21 protein-coding genes are annotated in these 19,785 nt (G+C 50.8%); 17 read left to right on the top strand and 4 right to left on the bottom strand.

The annotated features are described in order from the left end of the window. Nucleotides 1-20 precede the first annotated feature (20 nt). From FPZ45_RS21155 to FPZ45_RS21115, 9 genes are all read left to right on the top strand, one after another. On the top strand, nt 21-1,229 hold the full coding sequence (locus tag FPZ45_RS21155) for a HupE/UreJ family protein (RefSeq protein WP_186438494.1): 1,209 nt from the start codon (nt 21-23) through the stop codon (nt 1,227-1,229). A gap of 13 nt (nt 1,230-1,242) precedes the next feature. After that, nucleotides 1,243-2,253: a permease gene (locus FPZ45_RS21150; protein ID WP_144706234.1), complete on the top strand. Its 1,011-nt coding sequence runs from the start codon at nt 1,243-1,245 to the stop codon at nt 2,251-2,253. 12 nt (nt 2,254-2,265) lie between these two features. Then, a complete protein-coding gene (locus tag FPZ45_RS21145) occupies nt 2,266-3,177 on the top strand; it encodes a TIGR03943 family putative permease subunit (protein ID WP_144706232.1) in 912 nt (303 codons plus the stop codon). A gap of 34 nt (nt 3,178-3,211) precedes the next feature. Then, nucleotides 3,212-4,069 carry a hypothetical protein gene (locus tag FPZ45_RS21140; protein WP_144706230.1) on the top strand — a complete coding sequence of 286 codons (858 nt, stop codon included), beginning with the start codon at nt 3,212-3,214 and terminating at the stop codon, nt 4,067-4,069. A gap of 123 nt (nt 4,070-4,192) precedes the next feature. Beyond that, a complete protein-coding gene (gene aroF, locus FPZ45_RS21135; RefSeq protein WP_144706228.1) occupies nt 4,193-5,254 on the top strand; it encodes a 3-deoxy-7-phosphoheptulonate synthase in 1,062 nt (353 codons plus the stop codon). Nucleotides 5,255-5,712: 458 nt separating this feature from the next. Then, a complete protein-coding gene (gene glnA / locus FPZ45_RS21130) occupies nt 5,713-7,137 on the top strand; it encodes a type I glutamate--ammonia ligase (protein ID WP_144706226.1) in 1,425 nt (474 codons plus the stop codon). 219 nt (nt 7,138-7,356) lie between these two features. Continuing rightward, nucleotides 7,357-8,445, top strand: coding sequence for a 3-phosphoserine/phosphohydroxythreonine transaminase (gene serC, locus FPZ45_RS21125; protein ID WP_144706224.1), 1,089 nt, complete (start codon nt 7,357-7,359; stop codon nt 8,443-8,445). An 84-nt stretch (nt 8,446-8,529) separates the two neighbouring features. Continuing rightward, complete coding sequence (trmL, locus tag FPZ45_RS21120) at nt 8,530-8,991, top strand: tRNA (uridine(34)/cytosine(34)/5-carboxymethylaminomethyluridine(34)-2'-O)-methyltransferase TrmL (RefSeq protein WP_144706222.1); 462 nt, start codon at nt 8,530-8,532, stop codon at nt 8,989-8,991. A 184-nt stretch (nt 8,992-9,175) separates the two neighbouring features. After that, on the top strand, nt 9,176-9,418 hold the full coding sequence (locus FPZ45_RS21115) for an AbrB/MazE/SpoVT family DNA-binding domain-containing protein (protein WP_144706220.1): 243 nt from the start codon (nt 9,176-9,178) through the stop codon (nt 9,416-9,418). 137 nt (nt 9,419-9,555) lie between these two features. On the opposite strand, the gene FPZ45_RS25435 is transcribed toward FPZ45_RS21115, so the two are convergent. Beyond that, nucleotides 9,556-9,705, bottom strand: coding sequence for a hypothetical protein (locus tag FPZ45_RS25435; protein ID WP_186438497.1), 150 nt, complete (start codon nt 9,703-9,705; stop codon nt 9,556-9,558). A gap of 153 nt (nt 9,706-9,858) precedes the next feature. On the opposite strand from FPZ45_RS25435, the gene FPZ45_RS21110 reads away from it, so the two are divergent. After that, nucleotides 9,859-10,962 (top strand): aminotransferase class I/II-fold pyridoxal phosphate-dependent enzyme, encoded by a 1,104-nt coding sequence (locus FPZ45_RS21110; RefSeq protein WP_186438493.1) that lies wholly within the window; start codon nt 9,859-9,861, stop codon nt 10,960-10,962. Here FPZ45_RS21110 and FPZ45_RS21105 read toward each other — a convergent pair. Continuing rightward, nucleotides 10,959-11,273 carry a Rieske (2Fe-2S) protein gene (locus FPZ45_RS21105; RefSeq protein ID WP_144706216.1) on the bottom strand — a complete coding sequence of 105 codons (315 nt, stop codon included), beginning with the start codon at nt 11,271-11,273 and terminating at the stop codon, nt 10,959-10,961. The genes FPZ45_RS21110 and FPZ45_RS21105 overlap by 4 nt on opposite strands. Next, complete coding sequence (locus FPZ45_RS21100; protein WP_144706214.1) at nt 11,270-12,109, bottom strand: DUF2161 domain-containing phosphodiesterase; 840 nt, start codon at nt 12,107-12,109, stop codon at nt 11,270-11,272. Before FPZ45_RS21100 ends, FPZ45_RS21105 begins: the two co-directional genes overlap by 4 nt. Nucleotides 12,110-12,283: 174 nt before the next feature. Here FPZ45_RS21100 and FPZ45_RS21095 point away from each other — a divergent pair, with 174 nt between their 5' ends. The 7 genes from FPZ45_RS21095 (at nt 12,284) to FPZ45_RS21065 (ending at nt 18,669) form a co-directional block, all read left to right on the top strand. Beyond that, complete coding sequence (locus FPZ45_RS21095) at nt 12,284-14,179, top strand: PrkA family serine protein kinase (protein WP_144706212.1); 1,896 nt, start codon at nt 12,284-12,286, stop codon at nt 14,177-14,179. 216 nt (nt 14,180-14,395) lie between these two features. Continuing rightward, the gene (locus tag FPZ45_RS21090) at nt 14,396-15,055 is read left to right on the top strand and encodes a hypothetical protein (RefSeq protein ID WP_144706210.1); all 660 of its coding nucleotides are present in this window, start codon (nt 14,396-14,398) and stop codon (nt 15,053-15,055) included. Beyond that, nucleotides 15,048-15,578 (top strand): accessory gene regulator ArgB-like protein, encoded by a 531-nt coding sequence (locus FPZ45_RS21085; protein WP_186438492.1) that lies wholly within the window; start codon nt 15,048-15,050, stop codon nt 15,576-15,578. The genes FPZ45_RS21090 and FPZ45_RS21085 overlap by 8 nt, the downstream gene beginning before the upstream one ends. Further along, nucleotides 15,575-15,703 (top strand): cyclic lactone autoinducer peptide, encoded by a 129-nt coding sequence (locus tag FPZ45_RS21080; RefSeq protein WP_144706206.1) that lies wholly within the window; start codon nt 15,575-15,577, stop codon nt 15,701-15,703. The genes FPZ45_RS21085 and FPZ45_RS21080 overlap by 4 nt, the downstream gene beginning before the upstream one ends. Before the next feature lie 30 nt (nt 15,704-15,733). After that, nucleotides 15,734-16,120, top strand: coding sequence for a LytTR family transcriptional regulator DNA-binding domain-containing protein (locus FPZ45_RS21075; protein ID WP_144706204.1), 387 nt, complete (start codon nt 15,734-15,736; stop codon nt 16,118-16,120). A gap of 241 nt (nt 16,121-16,361) precedes the next feature. Next, nucleotides 16,362-17,210, top strand: a complete 849-nt coding sequence (locus FPZ45_RS21070) for a class I SAM-dependent methyltransferase (protein WP_246120533.1) — start codon at nt 16,362-16,364, stop codon at nt 17,208-17,210. A 112-nt stretch (nt 17,211-17,322) separates the two neighbouring features. Next, nucleotides 17,323-18,669: an MATE family efflux transporter gene (locus FPZ45_RS21065; RefSeq protein ID WP_186438491.1), complete on the top strand. Its 1,347-nt coding sequence runs from the start codon at nt 17,323-17,325 to the stop codon at nt 18,667-18,669. Between the two features lie 108 nt (nt 18,670-18,777). Here FPZ45_RS21065 and FPZ45_RS21060 read toward each other — a convergent pair whose 3' ends face one another. Continuing rightward, nucleotides 18,778-19,644, bottom strand: coding sequence for an SDR family oxidoreductase (locus tag FPZ45_RS21060; RefSeq protein WP_144706202.1), 867 nt, complete (start codon nt 19,642-19,644; stop codon nt 18,778-18,780). Nucleotides 19,645-19,785: the final 141 nt, after the last annotated feature.

Below are 19,785 nucleotides of genomic sequence, written 5' to 3'. Positions count from 1 at the left end.
GCATGGAGGGATTATTGATAATGGGAAGCTTTGCTGTATGGTCATTCCGATTAGGAACATGTCTGTCTGTCACATTCATGCTGCTGGCTTTACCGTTCATGAGGGAAGCTCAGGCCCATGCCTACAGCGCGAGCTATTCGACACTAGAACTGACCAAATCGGCGACTTATTTGACTTTCGCCATAGACGAGTTGTCGGCAATCGAGCTTGCGGGCGGAGACGAAGACGGAAACGGGATGTACGATCAAGCGGAGTTTGACGCGGTAAAAGACCGTCTCGTATCCGTATTTGACGACCATTTAACGGTTACGATCGGTGGAGAAACGAAAAGTTGGACGCAATTGGACAGTCTCGTTCTCGAGCGAAGAGGAGACGAGTCGAAAGTCGTAATGATAGCTCAGTATCCTCCGATTGCCGATATGATGCCTTTTTCATTCAAGGATTCTCTATACAAAGACGACAAAAAAACGAATTACGTGAACTTATTGACGAGTCTGTACGGGCCGCAGAAAAGCACGGCCGCTTTATCCGCGGGAGACCGAACGTGGACGATCGCTTTATCCGGGGATGAGTATGCCGCACTATCCGAATGGCCCCAGAAAGATCATGCCGCGGATTCCTCCGAACAAGGTTCAGGCGAGCCGGCCGTTCAACCGAATACCGGGAAGACGGACGTCACGTCCGGTTGGGTTTCTTTTCTGAAGTTGGGAATGAATCATATTTTGGGCGGTTACGATCATCTGCTGTTTTTGTTCTCGCTTCTGATCGCCAGACAAACGTTCAAACAATACGCGGGAATGATCACCGCCTTTACGGTGGCCCATAGCGTCACGCTATCGTTAACGGTGCTTGGCATCATCGATGTATCTCCCGCAATTGTCGAACCGCTTATCGCGCTTAGCATTTGCTTCGTCGCGGTAGATAACATCATTCGCCCCAACGTCAGTCATCGCTGGGTGCTGACTTTTCTGTTTGGGCTGATTCACGGCATGGGGTTTGCCGATATTTTGAAAGAAATGGATATTCCGAAAAGTCAGCTTGCCACGGATTTGATCAGCTTTAACGCGGGCATCGAAATCGTGCAACTCGCGATCGTCGCGGTTCTTGTTCCGTTGCTTTACAGGCTGCACCGATATAAGTTTTCCAGGCAAGCGGTGGTGGCGGGTTCGGGACTGGCCCTCGCAATGGGCGCGATCTGGCTAGTCGAGCGCGTAAGCAGCTTCTTATAGAAGAGGGGATTTCATGCATAACGAATCGGCTGTGCGAAAACCGCAAAGATCATACGCCAATGGACTGGCTCTCGTTTGTTTGGCGTTTATCGCAATCCTGTACGTTCTGTCCGATTATGGGCCAGGAGCGATAATCGCCGATCCACGCTTGCAAATTTTCAAGACGGTGTTCGTGAGCATCATCCTGGAGACGATGCCTTTTCTATGGATCGGGGTATTTCTATCCGCCATACTGCATGTGTATGTCCCTGACAGACTGATTCAAAGAATGATTCCGCGAAATCCGATATTGGGCATCATTGCGGCAAGCGTACTGGGCATCGTATTCCCCCTGTGCGAGTGCGGCATTGTACCGGCTATTCGAAGGTTGATCAACAAAGGGATGCCCGTATACGCGGCGAGCACTTTTATTCTGGTCGGGCCGATCCTGAACCCTCTCGTATTCTGGTCCACATTTACCGCTTTTCGCGGACGGCCTGAGATCGCTTATGGGCGCATGGGACTGGCGTTTATCGTCGCATTGATCGTCGGTCTGATCGTTTACCGGTTCGTTCGCTCCAACCCGCTCAGAGTCCGGGAAAATCGCGATCACGAGCATGATCATTCGCATGAGAACAATAAGCTGGCGGCAGTTATGGGCCACGCGATAAATGAATTTTTCGATATGGGCAAATATATCGTGTTTGGCGCGATGATCGTCGGCTTGCTGCAAACGTTCGTCTCGCAGACGGATTTGGCATCGTTGGGACAAGCAAGCGGCTCGGCTAATGCCCTTATGATGGGCTTGGGTTTTATTCTCTCGTTATGCTCGACTTCCGACGCTTTCGTTGCCCAGTCGTTCGTGACGTCATTTTCCGGAGGCGCCCTTATCGCGTTCATGGTATTCGGTCCGATGATCAATCTGAAGGGCGTGCTGATGATGTCGGCCGTATTCAAAACAAAGTTCGTCGCGTTGCTCGTCTCGCTCGTCGTCATCCTTGTCTATGCGGGGACGTTTGTGCTGGACTATGTTTTCCTGAAATGAGGCGATAAGAAAATGAGCAAAAGAAATTACGAGATTGTTCACCAAGGGAGCAGGGCGGTTATCGTGACCGGATTTGCCTGTCTGATGCTCGTATTGCTGCTATCGGGAAACATCCTTCTATATATCGCGCCACATCTTATACTCTATGCTTGGCTAGCTGTTATTTTCTTGGTCGCGGCGGCAGGATTTCAATCGTATCTATTTATCGCGGCGGTAAAAGGATCGGCGGTGGACTGCGCTTGCGATGGAGACCATGGGCATGATCGTGCTCCGCAGTTGTATTCAGTCCGAAGAAGTGTCTTCGTCTTCGTTCTGTTCGCGATTCCGTTACTGCTGGGAACGTTGCTTCCAAATTCCGCTCTGGCCGGTTCGCTTGCGCAAAATAAAGGGATGAATCTGGGGGCGCTTCCGACAGGGCGAGGAGCGGCGGGCGCGGATCTTGTCGAAGTTGATGGCAATCAAGACCCGGCACTGAAGCAGCTATTTAAAACGGACGTTTACAACAGAGACTACGCCAAGTTAGGGATGCTGCTGTACGGACAGGATGTCATCGAAATGAAAGACGAATGGTTTATCGAGAAGCAACAAGCCCTTAATTTGTTCGCCGATTCGTTCAAGGGCAAAACGATACGAATTACCGGATTCGTCTATCGAGAAGAAGGACTTTCGGATTCGCAATTTATCGTGGGCAGAATGGCGATGACCCATTGCATCGCGGATATTTCTCCTTACGGATTTATCGTCGATTCGCCGGATGCCGCCCAATACGCTGATGATACGTGGATTACCGTAACGGGCACGATTGATCAGACAGATTATCATGGTCAGAAAGTTGTCAAAATCGTCATCGGAAGCGCCGAACCCGCATCTCCGGCGAAAATCCCTTACGTGTACCCGGATTGGAACTTTGCATCAAAACTATAACGGCTAAATAACGCGAAAAAGGAGTGTCGCTCTCATGCTTCTCGCTATCGGAAGTATAATAATGGTTGTACTCGCCGCCGGATATTCCTTAATCATGCCGGGCAGACGGCATGGAGGTTCGACCGGAGTCTCCGGAATAGGGTTGAGTACGCTTCTTGCCGTCCTATCCGGCACGGCAATCGGGATTCTGTCGGCGCAAGCGGTGGATTACAGCAAACTTCTGGCTATGGCAATCGTAGTTCCCGTAATGGCCGCGCTTGGCTACTGGGGAGGAAGAAAGTATTCTCTGCGATTTGCAGCGCATATGGTTTTGATCGGCAGCGTGAGCGGGTATGCCGGAGTCATATTCGGAATCGGCTTCTTTTCGGCGAATCGCGTCATCTTTGTGACGGACGTCGCTTTCATCGTACTTCTGTTCATCGTCTTGCGGTTGGCGGAGGCTAATACGAGAACCGTTCGAACCGACCGGGGACGGGTGAAGTCGAGTACGGTTAATCGGGGTGCCGGCTTTATATTGATGTACGGAACCGGACTGACGGCGATGGCGATCGCGATTACGTTATGGGGGAATTCCGTCTCGGTCGGACAGATCGGACAACCGCTGACGCAGTTATCGGAGTACGATACAGAGCATGATCTCCAGATCGCGCAAGTCGAGATCGGCGCGGCCGGGCTCAGTCCGGCGAATACGGATTTCACCAAAGGCGGCATGATGAAGATCAATTTCCAAGTGAAGGCGAGCGCGGGGGCTAACTTGACTTTAACTTCGTCCGACCTAAACGTAGACGCTCCGCTGCAAACTGGCGATAACGTCTTTCTGTTCAACAATCCGCTGCCGGGGACCTACAAGTTCGCGGTGGGTGACCGGGTGTGCACCTTTACGGTAAAATGAGTCGAAATAATATCGCGTGTTCTGTTGACATGCGGTATTTTTTCATCTATATTTACTTTAGTGCTTAAAAGCGTATAAGCGTCGAAGCGGATAAGCGTTAAATCAATTAGGAGCGTGAAATTCATGATCGTCATTACATCCCCTCATATCGCCGAAGAGCGAATTTCGGAGATCGTTCGATATATTGAACAAACCGGCGTGCAAGCCCACGTCTCGCGTGGAACCGACCGTACCGTCATCGGAATCATCGGCAAAGCCGAGCCGACGCTCGCCGAGCATATCCGCTCGATGAAAGGCGTCGAGAACGTCATCAAGATTTCGAAATCCTACAAGCTTGCAAGCCGCGACTTCCACCCGGACGACACGATCATCGAAGTGAAGGGCGTCAAGATCGGCGGCGACAATCTGGTTGTCATGGGCGGGCCGTGCGCAGTCGAAACGCCGGAGCAGATTGACGAGATCGCTCGGCTTGTCAAGGCTGCCGGCGGGCAAGTGCTGCGCGGAGGAGCTTTCAAACCCCGTACCGGTCCTTATAGCTTCCAAGGCATCGGCATCGAAGGATTAAAGTGGATGAAGGAAGCGGGAGACAAATACGGCTTGCTGACGATTACCGAAGTTATGGCTCCGGAATTCGTCGACGTCTGCGCGGAGTACGCGGATATCATGCAGGTCGGTACCCGGAACATGCAGAACTTCGACTTGCTGCGCAAGCTCGGCACGATCAAGAATCCGGTATTGCTCAAGCGCGGATTCAGCTCCACCTACGATGAGTGGTTAAATGCGGCGGAATATATTCTGGCCGGAGGCAACCCTAACGTTATGTTATGCGAACGCGGCATTCGCACGTTCGAGACGTACACGCGCAATACGTTCGACTTGGCTGCTATTCCGGTCGTCCAACAGTTGTCGCATCTTCCGGTCATCGCCGATCCGAGCCATGCCACTGGACGCCGCGAGCTGGTGGAGACGATGACGAAAGCTTCCGTAGCGGCGGGCGCGAACGGTCTGATCATTGAGATGCATACCGACCCGGACAACTCGGCGACGGGAGATGGGGTACAGTCTCTGTTCCCGGATCAATTCGCCAATCTGTTGAAAGAGCTGGAGCAGCTTGCACCGCTGCTCGGCAAGAAGTTCGATACGGAGAAAGCGCCGGCTGAAGCATTCGCGACGTGGACGAAATAATTGCAGAACGCCATACAGGATCGATCGCCTATTTGGGGAAACCGAAGGCGGTCGGTTTTTGTTTGTTTCTTGATATTCGTTCGGGAATTGGTTCCCTTTCCCAGATGGGAGGGGGAAATGACAGGCAGATGAAGTACAAATTAAAAGGAGAAGCGATCATCCGACGTCTTTGTTCTCATGTAAGGTTTAGGACGCATTTTTGCGTAAGCGCATTCATTTTTTAATCGATTCATGCGAAATCAACCAAGACAATGGAATTAATCGGGAATAATCGACTAAATTCATTTTTATAAGCTTGTATTATTTGTTAGAAATACTGACATGAACGAAAAAAATACCTGACATAAGTATTGACGCTCGAAAAAGCCGGTTTTATAATTATTTTATAAGTTCGGTGAAAACTTGAACAATCGATCGGTTTCACACGCTTAATGTTCGGAAATGGGGAGGAAGTAAACATGTCAGTTCAACAAGTTTTGGAGTTAATTAAAGAGAAGGGCATCGAGTTCGTCGATTTCCGGTTCATCGACCTTACGGGCCGGGCCCACCACATTACTTTGCCGGCAACGGAAGTTGATGCGGAAACATTCGTTAACGGGGTTGCGTTCGACGGTTCTTCCATTAAAGGCTTCCGCGGCATCGAAGAATCCGACATGGTCATGATGCCTGATACGGACTCCGTATATGTAGATCCTTTTACGGCTCACCCAACATTAATCGTCATTTGCAACATCTATACGCCGGATGGCCAACGCTACGATCGCGATCCTCGCTCGATCGCCCATAAAGCCGAAGAATTTTTGCAAACTAGCGGCGTAGGCACGACGGCATTTTTCGCTCCCGAATCCGAATTTTTCATTTTCGACGACGTTCGTTACGAATCCACGATGAATTCTTCGTCTTTCTTCGTCGATTCCGAAGAAGCGGCATGGAACACGAACCGCAAGGAAGAAGGCGGCAACCTCGGCTTCAAAGTCGGCGTTAAAGGCGGATACGTTCCGGTCGCTCCGGTCGACTCGCAGCAGGACATTCGCAGCGAGATGGTTCGTTTGATGCAAGAAGCGGGCCTTCGCGTCGAGCGCCATCACCATGAAGTCTCTACGGCTGGCTCGGCTGAGATCAACTTCCGGTTCGATACGCTGACGGCATCTGCGGACAATCTGATGAAGTACAAATATATCGTGCACAACGTTGCTCGCCAATACGGCAAGGTCGCCACATTCATGCCTAAGCCGATTTTCGGGGACAACGGAAGCGGGATGCACGTTCACTCCTCCATCTTTAACGGAAGCGAACCGTTGTTTTACGAGAAAGGCGGCTACGCGAATCTGAGCGAAATGGCGCTGAACTACATCGGCGGCATCCTGCACCATGCTCCAGCTCTGATCGCGATCACGAATCCGTCCACGAACTCGTTCAAACGTCTCGTTCCCGGTTATGAAGCTCCGGTTAACCTGGTATATTCCAAAGGCAACCGCTCCGCTGCGGTTCGTATCCCGGTTGCGGCGGTTACGCCGAAGGGCTGCCGGATCGAGTTCCGTACGCCGGACTCCACGGCGAACCCGTATCTGGCTTTCGCAGCTATGCTGATGGCCGGACTGGACGGAATCAAACGCAAGATCAATCCATCCGCTCTCGGCTACGGGCCATTCGACACGAACATTTACGATTTGTCCGACGAGCAGAAGAAGGACATTCGCAGCGTGCCTGCTACGCTAGACGAAGCCCTCGACGCGCTTGAGGCAGATTATGAATTTTTGACCGAAGGCGGCGTATTCACGAAGGAATTTATCGACAACTACGTAGGCGTGAAGCGCGCTGAAGCCAAATCCGTCGCGATCCGCATTCACCCGCACGAATACGGCCTTTATTTCGATTGCTAATCATTGACGCAAGGCGGACGTTCTCCGGCGAGGAGAGCGTCCGCTTTTTTTCATGTGTGGCAAAAAGACGAAAGTTTCATGACAATGATACCGCTTTCGTTCGGATATAAGCGATATTTATCGGTGTAATCAATCGAATTATGGTTGCTCTACGGTGTAAAGCTTTGTTATGATGTTTCTATTAATGCGAGTTATGAATCCAAACGAGGTGGGGACGAGATGGCTAACCGCGCTTATAACTTTAACGCCGGTCCGGCGGCGCTGCCGCTGGAAGTATTGCAGAAAGCCCAACAGGAATTCGTCGAATTCGATAACAGCGGCATGTCTTTGATGGAAATGTCCCATCGCGGGGCAATCTATGAGAAGGTCCACTACGAAGCGGAGAAGCTCCTTAAGGAATTGCTCGGGGTCCCGGACGGCTACAAAGTGTTGTTCGTTCAAGGGGGAGCAAGCACTCAATTCGCCATGATTCCGATGAATTTGCTTCGTCCGGGCACGAAAGCGGCTTACGTTGCGACGGGAAGCTGGGCGACGAAAGCGATTCAAGAGGCCAAACTGTTCGGGGAGACTGTTGTTGCGGCTTCTTCGGAGGCGAACGCTTACAAGCATATTCCGGCGATCGGCGAGTTGAACGTTCCCGCAGATGCGGCATACGTCCATCTGACGTCGAATGAGACGATCGAAGGAACGCAATGGTCGGAATATCCGGATACCGGAAGCATACCGCTGATCGGGGACTTGTCCAGCGATATTCTTTGCCGTCCGATCAATGTTTCCCAATTCGGCATGATCTATGCCGGCGCGCAGAAAAATCTCGGACCTTCCGGCGTGACGATCGTCATCATTCGCGAAGATTTGATCGCCAAGCCGTCTTTGACCGTTCCCACAATGCTGCGATACGATACGCATGCCAAGGCGGATTCGCTATATAACACGCCGCCAACGTTCGCGATCTATATGGCTGGCGAAGTGTTGAAATGGGTGAAGGCCAACGGCGGAGCTGCGGGCATGGAAGCTCGCAATCGCGAGAAAGCAGATTTGCTATACGGAACGATCGATGACAGCCAAGGATACTATCGGGGCTTTGCGGAGCGGGGAAGCCGCTCGCTCATGAACGTCACCTTCCGTCTTGCGACGGAGGAATTGGAAAAGCTGTTCGTGAAGGAGTCCGAGGCGCAAGGTTTCGTCGGCCTTAAAGGACACCGCAGCGTCGGCGGGTTGCGGGCATCTATCTATAACGCGGTGCCTGTGGAGAGCGTTCGCGCGCTTGAGGATTTCATGCGCGATTTTCAACAACGGAACGGTTAACAAAGCTGCAAACGGATAACGGACGACGAGAATAGCGGCGTTAAGCCGCTATTTTTTCCGTTTGCCGACAAGGAGGGTAAATCCGTGTCTTTTCATATCGTGCTCGTAAACCCGGAAATTCCGGCCAACACGGGCAACATCGCAAGAACTTGCGCCGCTACTGGAACGCATCTACATCTCGTTCGCCCTCTCGGTTTTTCGACGGACGACAAGGTGTTGAAGAGAGCCGGCTTGGATTATTGGCACTCCGTTCATATTACGTATTACGACTCCTTCGAAGAGGTCAAGGCCGCGAATCCGGAAGCGCGTTTTTTCTTTGCGAGTACCCGCGTAACGAAAAGATATTCGGATTTCGAGTTTCGCGATGGAGACTTTTTCGTTTTCGGGAAAGAGACGAAAGGATTACCCCAAGAAATGCTGGATGCCCATCCGGATACGTGCATGCGAATTCCGATGACGGATAAAGTTCGTTCGCTTAACTTGGCGAATTCGGCGGCGATCGTCGTATTCGAAGCGTTGAGACAAAATGATTTTCCTCTTAGCTGAGCAGAAGATGTTCAATCGTTTTTCGACAATGTTCATTTATATTCGAGTTTCGCTGTCGAAAATTGCATTATTCTAAGCAAATCGGATTTGGGGAAGGTTATTTAGGTTTTCGTATAGAACGGTATAGGGTGGCTAAAAGGTTTCGAGATAACTAGCTCAGAATAGTCGAATGGGAGGAACTGCATTGAAACCTGCAGGCGTAGTTCGTAAAGTGGATCAATTGGGAAGGATCGTTCTTCCGAAATCGTTGCGCAAACGATACCAAATGAATGAAGGGGATCCTGTAGAGATACTGGTTCAAGGCGATCATATCATATTGGAACGTTATCGGCCCCGTTGCGTTTTTTGCTCTTCGATGGAATCGGTCGGAGAATTCAAAGAACGTTATGTGTGCGCTTCTTGCGTAAAAGAAATGCACGGGCTGTGAACATAATCGCACAGGCAACCGCCTCCTTCGGGGGGCGGTTTCTTTGTCTGTCCCGGAATAACGCGAATATTACGAGTAATTGCCTCCTCAATGGCAAAAGCCGGAACCTGGAGGTTCCGGCTTTTGCGAGGCAGCTCTTACAGCCCTTTGGTTTTATCATCGTTATAGGAAGACGTCAAGATGGATCCAACGAACAAGACCAGAATCAGAATCACGATCCAGAATTTGTTGGACATCCCGAATAACATGATTTGATCGGCTTTTGCAGCTGTTTCTGCAAGAAACATATCCCACACCTCCGCTTAACTCTCCTTATTATAACCAACCCGTGTCAAAAAGAAAACGCAAAATGTTGTGAACAAACTTTTGATGGTTGTCCCTTTCTCCGCGGGCATATATATGAAACTAAAGGCCAAGATCGCATGGGGAGGGGAGTCGCGGTGAATTCCGTAATCAATTGGATGGGCGGATGGCCTAAAGAAGGATTGATTTCCGCAGCGGACTGGGAAGAACGTGTGGAGTCGGCGGCGATCGTGCCGGAGCCTTACGCTGAAGAAAAGCTTCGCGATCAACTGGCGGCAAGCTTGCTGAAGGAGAAGGCGGGAGAAAGCGTCAGCCGGATCCGTTTTACAATGGGTGCAGACGGAGCGCTGGCATGGATCGTGAGTCAACTTCTAGCGCCCGGAGATGTCGTGTTAACGGAGAAGTTGACTTCCCGATCGGCGCTTCAGTTATTCCGTAAAGCGGGGATAAAAGCGGTAGCCGTCGATGGAGACCGCAGAGGCATGGACCCAGAAGCGTTAACGAGAGCGTTGCAGCGTTATCGCCCGAAGTTGGTATACGTTTCGCCAGCGTGTACCGACCCTGAAGGCATTAGCTGGAGTCGCCGGCGAAGAACGGCCGTGCAGGCTGAATGCCGGAAAGCCGGGGTTCTGCTCGTGTCTGACGATCGTCAGGAGATGCTGCTGTACGATCCGGAGGCGGCACGTTTATCGCAGGTAAGATTGGAACCTGGCATGCTCTCCATCGGCCAGCTCCCGCCGGGGCTGATTGCCGGCTTACGTATAGGCTGGATAGCCGGCGTCGAGAACGGCGCAGGAATGCCTTCGATGGCATACGAAGATTGCCCGCGCAAAGATCTGCTGGCCGGAGCGCTAGAGCAGAGGACGTTGTCACGCCTCATCGAAGATCAGCCGATCGAGCCCCTCCTTGATATGCTTCGGGTTCAGTGCCGCGAGCGTCTACGCTTGATGACGGAACACCTGCATCGCCAGGGGATTGCTGACTTGGCTTGGGTCGAGCCGCAAGGCGGGCTCCATCTATGGATATCGCTGCCGCCGGGGTTGGACGGAGAGAGCTTGCTCCGAGGCGCCTGGCTTAAAGGCGTCATTTTCCAGCCTGGAGCTCCTTTCTACGCAGATTCCCCTTGCGCGAATACAATTCGAATCACGCATGCATTCGCGGATGAACGGCAGATCAAGATGGGCGTCTCCAAGCTTGCCGAGAGCATCGGGGAATTTATGGGCCGCTGGTCAAGAAATTAGACGAGCGGGCCTTCCGCGATTAGACGGCGATCTCTCACGATCACGTTACGACTCATCAGCCGCTCGCCCGGTACGTTCACGCATGCGCCGGTCTCCGAATCAAACGTCCAGAAGTGCAAAGGACAGAAGAGAACGTCGTTCATCGGTCTAATCTCTCCCCCTGCATGGGGGCAGATCGCGAGCAGCAAGCGGTACCCCCCTTCGGGAGCGCGGACAAGCCAATAAGGGGTGTTGTCCAAGAGGACTTCGGCCGGGAAATCCGAGTAGTCGTCTACGGAGCCGATATCGGTTACATTGTCGAGTTCTTTCATATATTTCCCGCCCTTTCCGTAGTTTCATCGATAAAGCTTGCCATGTTCCCGGCCCAGGAAAATTGGCCGATCCACACTTTGGCGACGTCGGCGTATTCTTTCAAAGCCATCTCTCCCGCGGCATTCAGCTCGTACATCCCTTTTCCGATCCGGTTGAACCACCCGTATACGTTCTGGCGGAGAAGAACGCCGGCGGTCGGACAGTTGGTCCAGTCTCTCACTTGCCGGGGCGCAGATGCTCCGTGGCAGGCCAGCGCCAAGGCGCACTGGATCGATCTTTCCCGATAAGCGGTAATCAGCTTGCGCTTCGTGCTGCCGCCAACGTTGTAATCGCCGCTCCGGGCGTCGAATTCCTTCAGGAGCTTGGCCGCTCTTGTTTTGCGACGCCCGCTGGAGGGCGCCACGATGTAATTAGCAGCCGAATCGGCGGCGAGTGCGACGGTTGCCGTAGAGCTCGGAGGAGCTTGGAACGCCGGTTCGCACCATACGTCGACGACTGGTGCTTTCGTCCGGTAGAAGGTTACCGTCATGAATCCTAAATTCAATCTTCTGCATAGATGGGCGATCTCGGCGAACCTTTGGTTGTGCGCGCCTTTTTTCGTCCGGTTTCGTTCGACGGCAAGCCAGACGGCGGCACCAGTCTTCTGGCGATCGACTCCCTGCAGCAGCAGCGGCAGCGTAAAAGTTTTTTTCATTTCTACGATTGTCGGATCAGTCCGATTCTCACGGTAAGCGACCAAGTCGCAACCGCGAATTTCCGCTTTGACGTCATATCCCCGCGCGGTAAAGAAGCCTTTGACCGGCGGGTATAACTCGGTTTCGTATTTGACGGCCAATTGCTTTTCCTCCTGCCTGAGGTCGTTTTCCATAGGTTTATCGCCATTATAGCACACGGCAAACGGCCGATTTCCGCTATGACCCAGGAATGTAAGGTCAAATTCGTCCGTCCCCGCGCATAAGAATAGATTACGTCAAGTTCAGAGTAGAGAAAGCTGCGAGGAGGAAGCGGCATGGACATCTTTAGTCGGATCTCAGAGTATCGGGCCGAGAGTGAGAAGCTGAGTTGGTCGGGGACTTTTCGGGAGTACATCGACATACTTCGTCGCGACAATTCTCCGGCGATGACCGCTCACGCCCGGGTTTACGATATGATCGTTTCCCATGGGGTCGAGGAGACGGGCGGCAACAAAAAATATAACTTTTTCAATTCGGAGATTTTCGGTCTCGATCAGACGATGGAGAAGCTGGTGGAGGAATATTTCCATTCCGCCGCCAGGAGACTCGACGTCCGCAAAAGGATTTTGTTGTTGATGGGGCCGGTCAGCGGCGGCAAGTCGACGATCGTTACCCTGCTTAAGAAAGGACTGGAGCAATATTCACGAACGTCGAGAGGAGCCGTATATGCCATTAAAGGCTGTCCGATGCAGGAGGACCCCCTTCATCTGATTCCCGAAGAATTGCGCTCGGAGGTCGAAAAAGAGCTTGGCGTTCGGATCGAAGGCGATCTGTGTCCTTCCTGCCAGATGAGACTGCGCGTGGAGTTCGACAGCGACATCGAACGCGTGCCGATCGAGCGCGTGCTGATCTCGGAGAAAAACCGCGTCGGCATCGGGACGTTCAGCCCTTCGGATCCGAAATCGCAGGATATCGCGGACCTAACCGGAAGCATAGACTTCTCGACGATTACGGAATACGGCTCCGAGTCCGATCCCCGGGCGTATCGCTTCGACGGCGAGTTAAATAAGGCGAACCGGGGTCTGATGGAGTTTCAGGAAATGCTCAAGTGCGACGAGAAATTTCTATGGAACTTGCTCTCGCTGACGCAGGAAGGCAATTTCAAAGCGGGACGGTTCGCGTTAATTAGCGCGGACGAGATGATTGTGGCGCACACGAACGAATCGGAGTACAAGGCGTTTATCGCCAACAAGAAAAATGAGGCGCTCCAGTCGCGGATGATCGTCATGCCGATTCCGTATAACCTGAAAGTGTCGGCGGAAGAGAAAATTTATACGAAGTTGATCGGCCAATCCGACATGAGCCATATCCACATCGCTCCTCACGCCTTGCGGGCCGCCGCCATTTTCTCCATTTTGACCCGATTGAAGGAATCGAAGAAGCAAGGAATGGATCTCGTCAAAAAAATGCGAATGTACGACGGCGAGGAAGTCGAAGGCTACAAGGAAGCCGATCTGAAGGAAATGCAGAGCGAGTTCGCGGAGGAAGGCATGTCCGGTATCGATCCGCGTTACGTCATCAACCGGATTTCCAGCGCGCTGATCAAACACGACTTGCCGTGCATTAACGCCTTGGACGTGTTGCGGGCGCTGAAGGACGGTCTCGATCAGCATCCATCGATCACAAGAGAAGAGCGCGAGAAATACTTGAACTTCATCTCCGTCGCGCGCAAGGAATACGATAACTTGGCCAAGAAGGAGATTCAGAAGGCGTTTGTCTATTCTTTCGAAGAATCGGCCCGGACGTTGTTCGAGAACTATCTCGACAATATCGAAGCCTACTGCAACTGGTCGAAGATCAAAGATCCGCTGACAGGCGAAGAGATGGACCCGGATGAGCGGCTGATGCGCTCGATCGAAGAGCAAATCGGCGTATCCGAGAACGCGAAGAAAGCGTTCCGGGAGGAAATCCTCATTCGCATCTCGGCCTATTCGCGCAAGGGCAAGAAGTTCGACTACAGCATGCACGACAGGCTGCGGGAAGCGATCGAGAAAAAGCTGTTCACCGACCTGAAGGACATTGTCAAAATCACGACTTCGACGAAGACGCCCGACGAGAGCCAGCTAAAGCGCATCAACGAGGTGACGAAGCGCCTCATCGACGAACATCACTATTGCCCGGTGTGCGCGAACGAGCTGCTGAGATACGTCGGCAGCTTGTTGAATCGGTAATATTGGGTATAGACGTAGAGCCTCCTGCGGTTCCCCATTACGGGGAATGGGAGGCTTTTTCTTGGTTACAAAATGGGGATACGCAAAAACGGGTTAGCGCTGTATCATGGAAATGAGCATTTCTTAATATATTTGGCTTCTAACATATATGATTATGGTAATATGTGAGTATATGATTTCTTATAGGTCTTTCGGAATAGAGGGAGTTCATCAAAGATGAGTCTATTTAAGTTTATTTTCTTTTCCTCTCTTGAGTATTTTTCTTCGTTTATTTTTATTTTGGTGCAGTTCCGATTTTCAGTTAAGGAGAATCTAAGTAAAATCATATTAATCTCGCTAATGCTTTCCTTTGTTTCCTATTCGTTTATTAATGCGGAATTAGGCACGATTTCTCCGTTAATACAAATCATTATTTTTCTGATCTATATCCAAATGGTCATGAAAGTTAACGTAATCAATTCTATTATCATGGTGCTAACCGGGTATATCGTTTACGGGCTTGTCCAGACGTGCATTATTGCCGTTTTTTCGCATGTCGGGATCATTGACGGGGAACTGAAGGCGGCTACGACCATAGCCTATGTGTTGCAAGTTTCGTCATGTTTTGCCATGTTAATTCTAAGTGGATTGAACTATTACTTTAATGGCGGATTTAGTTTCATAGAAGCCAGGAGCCGATTCTCAAAAAAATCCTTTACAGGGAAAAATAGAGGTTTTATTATCTATATAATAGTAGCACTTATGATCACGATCTTATCTAATATCGTTATCATCGAGAATGAAAAACCTCCGTATTTATTAGTCGCATCCGTACTATTGGTTGCATTAGTCATACTCTTTTATTTATCTTTAAGGAGGGATGAAAAGGTTGATTGATGCTCTGGCCAGTAAAATTGCGGTGAAACTGAAGGAGGCAAATCCTGAAGAGACGGCAAGCGTTGAGGTTATGAAATTCGCGTTGTTCGGAATCATACATAACACGCTTACGTTCGCTACGGCTCTTATTGTCGGTCTATGTTTGGGGCAGTTACTCGAAACGCTGATCGCGGCATTCAGTTTCATGATTCTGAGGTTCGTTTCCGGCGGATACCATTTTAAAACTCCGTTGTCGTGTCTGTTATTCTCGTCTTTTGTTTTTGTAACTATTCCATTTATACCCGTTAACGATCTTTGGTTCTGGGTGATCAATTCTCTTACTTTGCTGTTAGTGTTGATCTTTGCTCCCTCCAACATCAGAGAGCATATTCGAATATCCGAGAAGTTTTTCCCATTATTCAAAGTCATTTCTGTTATATTAGTAGTTGTAAGTTTACTTCTCCATAATCCTATCGTGACTCTAGCGTTTTTTATTCAAGCGATAACGCTGATAACTTTCAGGAAGGAGGTGAGTGCGTCGTGAAGAAAAAATCGGTTGTCGTAATTTCGAAGATGTTAGCAATGGCTGCTGTCGTATTCGTTAGCACGGCTTGCTGGTGGGCGGTTTATCGTCCGGAAGTGCCAGCCGAACTTAAGAAGACTGCGTAACAATTCTAGAATGACAGAAGGGATGATATCATGTCTGAACAAATCCGTTTATTGGATCGTGATGGAAATCCGTGCTCCGTTAACATTGAAGACCTAATCGCGATAAAACCAACAGCGGATGGTCCTGAGTTTTACACGAAGGACAGCATGTATTTCTATCCCACTACTCTCGAAGAACTGCTTATTTTGTTTAAGGATTTAGGGTTTGAACGACTGGATCGAACGAATATCGTAAACATGAACCATGTTAAGGCTTTTGATCCAAAGGCTCGCAAGGTTTACTTTGAGCAACCATGGAGCAAGGACAGCAAATTTGCTACTGTCTCGGAAGCAAATGTGAGCAAGGTGCAACATCTGGCTAAAGAAGATAATGCTAAGTACAAGGCGATTCCAAAGCCGTCGTTGTTCTGGAAATAAGTGACCTACTCGCCATTAGGAAACAAGAGCCAAGCCGCCGAGGTTTGGTTTTTTATTTGTGTGTCTAATTAGGTTTGGCCGGACTAGAGACGCACGAATGCAGGGCGGATTCGAAACGCTAGGGGATAACGATTTCTCCATTTATAGTTAATAACTATTAAGAATATAATTTATATATATTATTATAATAAACATCATCATGCTATAACTGAAGTATCAATAAAGCAGGAGATGATGGGAAATGGCGGGACAAGAAGAGGGAAATAGAATAGAGTCAATGTCGCAACGCGCGCAGCAAGAGCCAAATGCGCATCAGGCGCAAAATATGCAGAAAGTGCATTGGCAAGCTGAGACGTACGACGAGGCAATGAGTTTTGTGTCCGAGTATGGGGAAGATATCGTGAAGGAGTGGCTTAAGCCGGTAAAAGGGGAGCGGATTATCGACTTCGGGTGCGGTACTGGAGACTTGGCGGCGCGGATCTCGGGAATGGGGGCGGAAGTCGTAGGGGTGGATATTTCCCCGGAAATGGTCGAAAGAGCGCGAAGCAAATTTCCTAATATTACGTTCATGTGTGCGGACGGCATGGGGTGGAGATCGGAACAGTCCTATGATGCGGTATTCAGCAATGCGGCGCTGCATTGGATGAAGGAGCCTGAAACGGCGATTCAAAGCATGACGTCCGGACTCGTGCCTGGCGGAAGACTCGTTGCCGAATTCGGCGGATACGGTAATGTGAGCGCCATTATTACGGCGGTAGAGCAGACATTGCTTTCTTACGAGAGAGAAGAGGCATTCGTGATGCCGTGGTATTTTCCGAAGGTCGGGGAATATGCATCGCTACTTGAAAAGTACGGAATGGAAGTGCGGATCGCGCGCCTATTCGATCGCCCTACCATCTTGAATAACGGTGAAGAGGGAATGAGAGATTGGCTAAGCATGTTCGGGACGGCGATGTTCCCCATGGCCGATCGGTTGGAGTCGGAGAAGTGGATCAGGGACGCTTCGGAAAAGCTGAAAGAGACGCTATACGACGGAACAAAATGGATAGCGGACTATCGCCGTCTGAGCATATTCGCAGTGAAACGCTAGGCCGCGAAAACATAGCACAATGCAATAAAAAAACGGCAGATTATTTTATTGACTTCGCTTTGGAACTCATTCAGAATGGGGAGATCAAATCTAGCAAGGACGGTAGGACAGCATGAAATTGTTTAAAAGCTGGTACGGCATTTTGGTACTGGCGCTTCCATCTCTATTCGCGTTTGCGACGCAAACGCTAACCGGCACGATCAACCTCATTCTGGTCGGCGATCTCGGATTCGTGGTCATTGCGGTAGTTGGCGTATCCAATATCATTATGTACAACGTATTCGCGATCTTCTCGGGAATCGGGCACTCCATTAATTATCTAGTCGCGCAGAACTTCGGTGCCGGCGAAATGCGCAAGGGTATGCAGAGGATGTATCTGGCCCTCTTCGTAAGCGCGGGGGTCGGTGTCGTCATCGCTCTAGCCGGTTGGCTCGCAAGCGGAGCCGTTCTAAGGTTGACGGGAGGCTCGGCCGAACTCGTCTCGACCGGGGGAGAGTATCTGGAACTTCGATTCTATGCAATGGCTTTCGGTATTATCAGTTTCGTATTTCATGGCTTCTTCCGTGGCGTCGGGGATACCCGCACATCTATGATCGTGTCGATCGTGGCGAATGTGATTATGGTTGGGTTGACTTACGGCTTAACTTACGGTCATTGGGGATTGCCGAATATGGGAATTATAGGGGCCGGTTATGCGCTATTAATCGGGGAAGCAGTGCAACTGCTCGTCTGCCTAGCCGTATTCTGGGGACCGATGCATAAGCGTTACCAGACTCGCAAATTGCAAAGTCCGGAGTGGAACGAGCTTAGGCTGATTTCTAAGGAAAGCAGCAAGCTGGGACTACAGGAGTTCTCGATGAGCGTGTCGATGTATATTTTCACCATATTCGTCCTGACTCTCGGGGATATGGCGGCAGCGGCGAACGAAGTGGCGCTTAGCATCATGTCTTTCGGATTTATGCCTGCCTTCGCGTTCGGATCGACGGCGACGATACTGGTCGGACAAGCGATCGGGGAACGCAGGCCGGATCGGGCGAAGAAAGCGGGGACGAACACGGCGGTTCTCGGCGCGATATTCCTCGTCCTGCTGGGAACGGTCGAACTGATCTGGGCAGTGCCGATCGCCAAGCTGTACAGCAGCGATCCCGGCGTCTACGAGTTGGCGGCACACCTCATTCAAGTGTCGGCGTATTTGCAAATTTTCGACGGTTTTTACAATTTTTACGCTGGGGGCTTGAGAGGAATCGGAGACACGACATTCCTGATGATAATCTCGTTCATACTAAGCATAGCTATGTTTATACCGCTGACTTATCTGTTCGTCATCGTCTTCAAGTGGGGAAGCATGGGCGCATGGCTCGCACTTTACTCGTTCCTTGTCGCTCTCGGACTGGCGGTCATGATCAGGTATTATCGAACCGACTTTGCTTCAATAAAATTAAGGGTTGCTCACGGATAGTCATTCAAACAGGCATGCGCTTTTGCGCATGTCTATTTTTTTTGGCAAGACACATAGAAAAAGGGAACCACCCCCAACTTCAGATGGGAATGGTTCCTTGTGTTCGCATTACCCGTTCACGATCTCGCCGCCGTTGACATGAAGCGTCTGGCCCGTCATGTAGGACGAGTCCTCACTCGCCAGGAAGACAAAAGCGGGCGCAAGCTCGTCCGGCTGCCCCGCCCGTTTCATAGGCGTGTCGGCACCGAATTTCGCGACCTTCTGGGCGTCGAAGGTAGAAGGAATGAGCGGTGTCCAGATCGGCCCCGGCGCTACTGCATTTACTCTGACACCTTGGCCGACGACGTTCATCGCAAGCGAGCGAGTAAAGGAGACGATCGCCCCTTTCGAGGCCGAATAGTCGAGCAGGGAAGGACTGCCGCGATAAGCGGTAATCGAGGTCGTATTCACGATCGCCGAGCCGGATTTCAAATAAGGCATCGCCGCTTGCGTCAGATAGAACATGCCGAATACGTTTGTACGGAATGTTCGCTCAAGCTGCTCCGGCGTAATTTGATCGATCTTGTCTTGTGGATGCTGCTCCGCTGCGTTATTCACGAGGACGTCCATGCGGCCTAGATCGCTGACCGCTTGCGTAACGGCTTGCTTGCAGAACAGCGTGTCGCCGATATCTCCACGAAGCAGAAGACAGCGCCTTCCTCCAGCTTCAACCTGCTTTTTCGTTTCTTCCGCGTCGATGTCCTCGTTTAAGTAAACGATCGCGATATCCGCACCTTCTTTCGCGTACGCGATCGATATAGCTCGCCCGATCCCGCTGTCTCCGCCGCTGACGAGGGCGACTTTGCCTGCCAACTTGCCAGCCGGTTTATATATCGGAGACTCGGATTGCGGAATCGGGTTCATATTCTGCTCGATGCCCGGCTGCCTATTCTGATGCTGCGGAGGAAAAGAAGAGGGACGCTGCATTTGGGTCATGTTTATTCGCTCCTTTCTTTATCAAAAGGTTTACCAAATGTCCCATTCTTACACATCGAACGCTAATCACTTGAGAGATCGGATTTTTCAGAAAGTTAGAACATTGGCACTTATTCAATTTTCGGAACATAAACTCTTCAG

This window comes from Cohnella terricola, assembly GCF_007786475.1.
Classification (GTDB): domain Bacteria; phylum Bacillota; class Bacilli; order Paenibacillales; family Paenibacillaceae; genus Cohnella; species Cohnella terricola.
Note: the sequence above shows the minus strand (reverse complement) of the source record. Positions and strands in the feature narration are given on the sequence as shown.

What these genes read in the sequence shown, in the direction of transcription:
- FPZ45_RS21145 (WP_144706232.1), top strand. Translation starts at nt 2,266, where the DNA reads ATGAGCAAAAGAAATTACGAGATTGTTCACCAAGGGAGCAGGGCGGTT.
- FPZ45_RS21060 (WP_144706202.1), bottom strand. Translation starts at nt 19,644, where the DNA reads ATGACCCAAATGCAGCGTCCCTCTTCTTTTCCTCCGCAGCATCAGAAT.
- serC (WP_144706224.1), top strand. Translation starts at nt 7,357, where the DNA reads ATGGCTAACCGCGCTTATAACTTTAACGCCGGTCCGGCGGCGCTGCCG.
- FPZ45_RS21065 (WP_186438491.1), top strand. Translation starts at nt 17,323, where the DNA reads ATGAAATTGTTTAAAAGCTGGTACGGCATTTTGGTACTGGCGCTTCCA.
- FPZ45_RS21155 (WP_186438494.1), top strand. Translation starts at nt 21, where the DNA reads ATGGGAAGCTTTGCTGTATGGTCATTCCGATTAGGAACATGTCTGTCT.
- glnA (WP_144706226.1), top strand. Translation starts at nt 5,713, where the DNA reads ATGTCAGTTCAACAAGTTTTGGAGTTAATTAAAGAGAAGGGCATCGAG.
- FPZ45_RS21090 (WP_144706210.1), top strand. Translation starts at nt 14,396, where the DNA reads ATGAGTCTATTTAAGTTTATTTTCTTTTCCTCTCTTGAGTATTTTTCT.
- FPZ45_RS21140 (WP_144706230.1), top strand. Translation starts at nt 3,212, where the DNA reads ATGCTTCTCGCTATCGGAAGTATAATAATGGTTGTACTCGCCGCCGGA.
- aroF (WP_144706228.1), top strand. Translation starts at nt 4,193, where the DNA reads ATGATCGTCATTACATCCCCTCATATCGCCGAAGAGCGAATTTCGGAG.
- FPZ45_RS21075 (WP_144706204.1), top strand. Translation starts at nt 15,734, where the DNA reads ATGTCTGAACAAATCCGTTTATTGGATCGTGATGGAAATCCGTGCTCC.
- FPZ45_RS21150 (WP_144706234.1), top strand. Translation starts at nt 1,243, where the DNA reads ATGCATAACGAATCGGCTGTGCGAAAACCGCAAAGATCATACGCCAAT.
- FPZ45_RS21095 (WP_144706212.1), top strand. Translation starts at nt 12,284, where the DNA reads ATGGACATCTTTAGTCGGATCTCAGAGTATCGGGCCGAGAGTGAGAAG.
- FPZ45_RS21070 (WP_246120533.1), top strand. Translation starts at nt 16,362, where the DNA reads ATGGCGGGACAAGAAGAGGGAAATAGAATAGAGTCAATGTCGCAACGC.
- FPZ45_RS25435 (WP_186438497.1), bottom strand. Translation starts at nt 9,705, where the DNA reads ATGTTTCTTGCAGAAACAGCTGCAAAAGCCGATCAAATCATGTTATTC.
- FPZ45_RS21105 (WP_144706216.1), bottom strand. Translation starts at nt 11,273, where the DNA reads ATGAAAGAACTCGACAATGTAACCGATATCGGCTCCGTAGACGACTAC.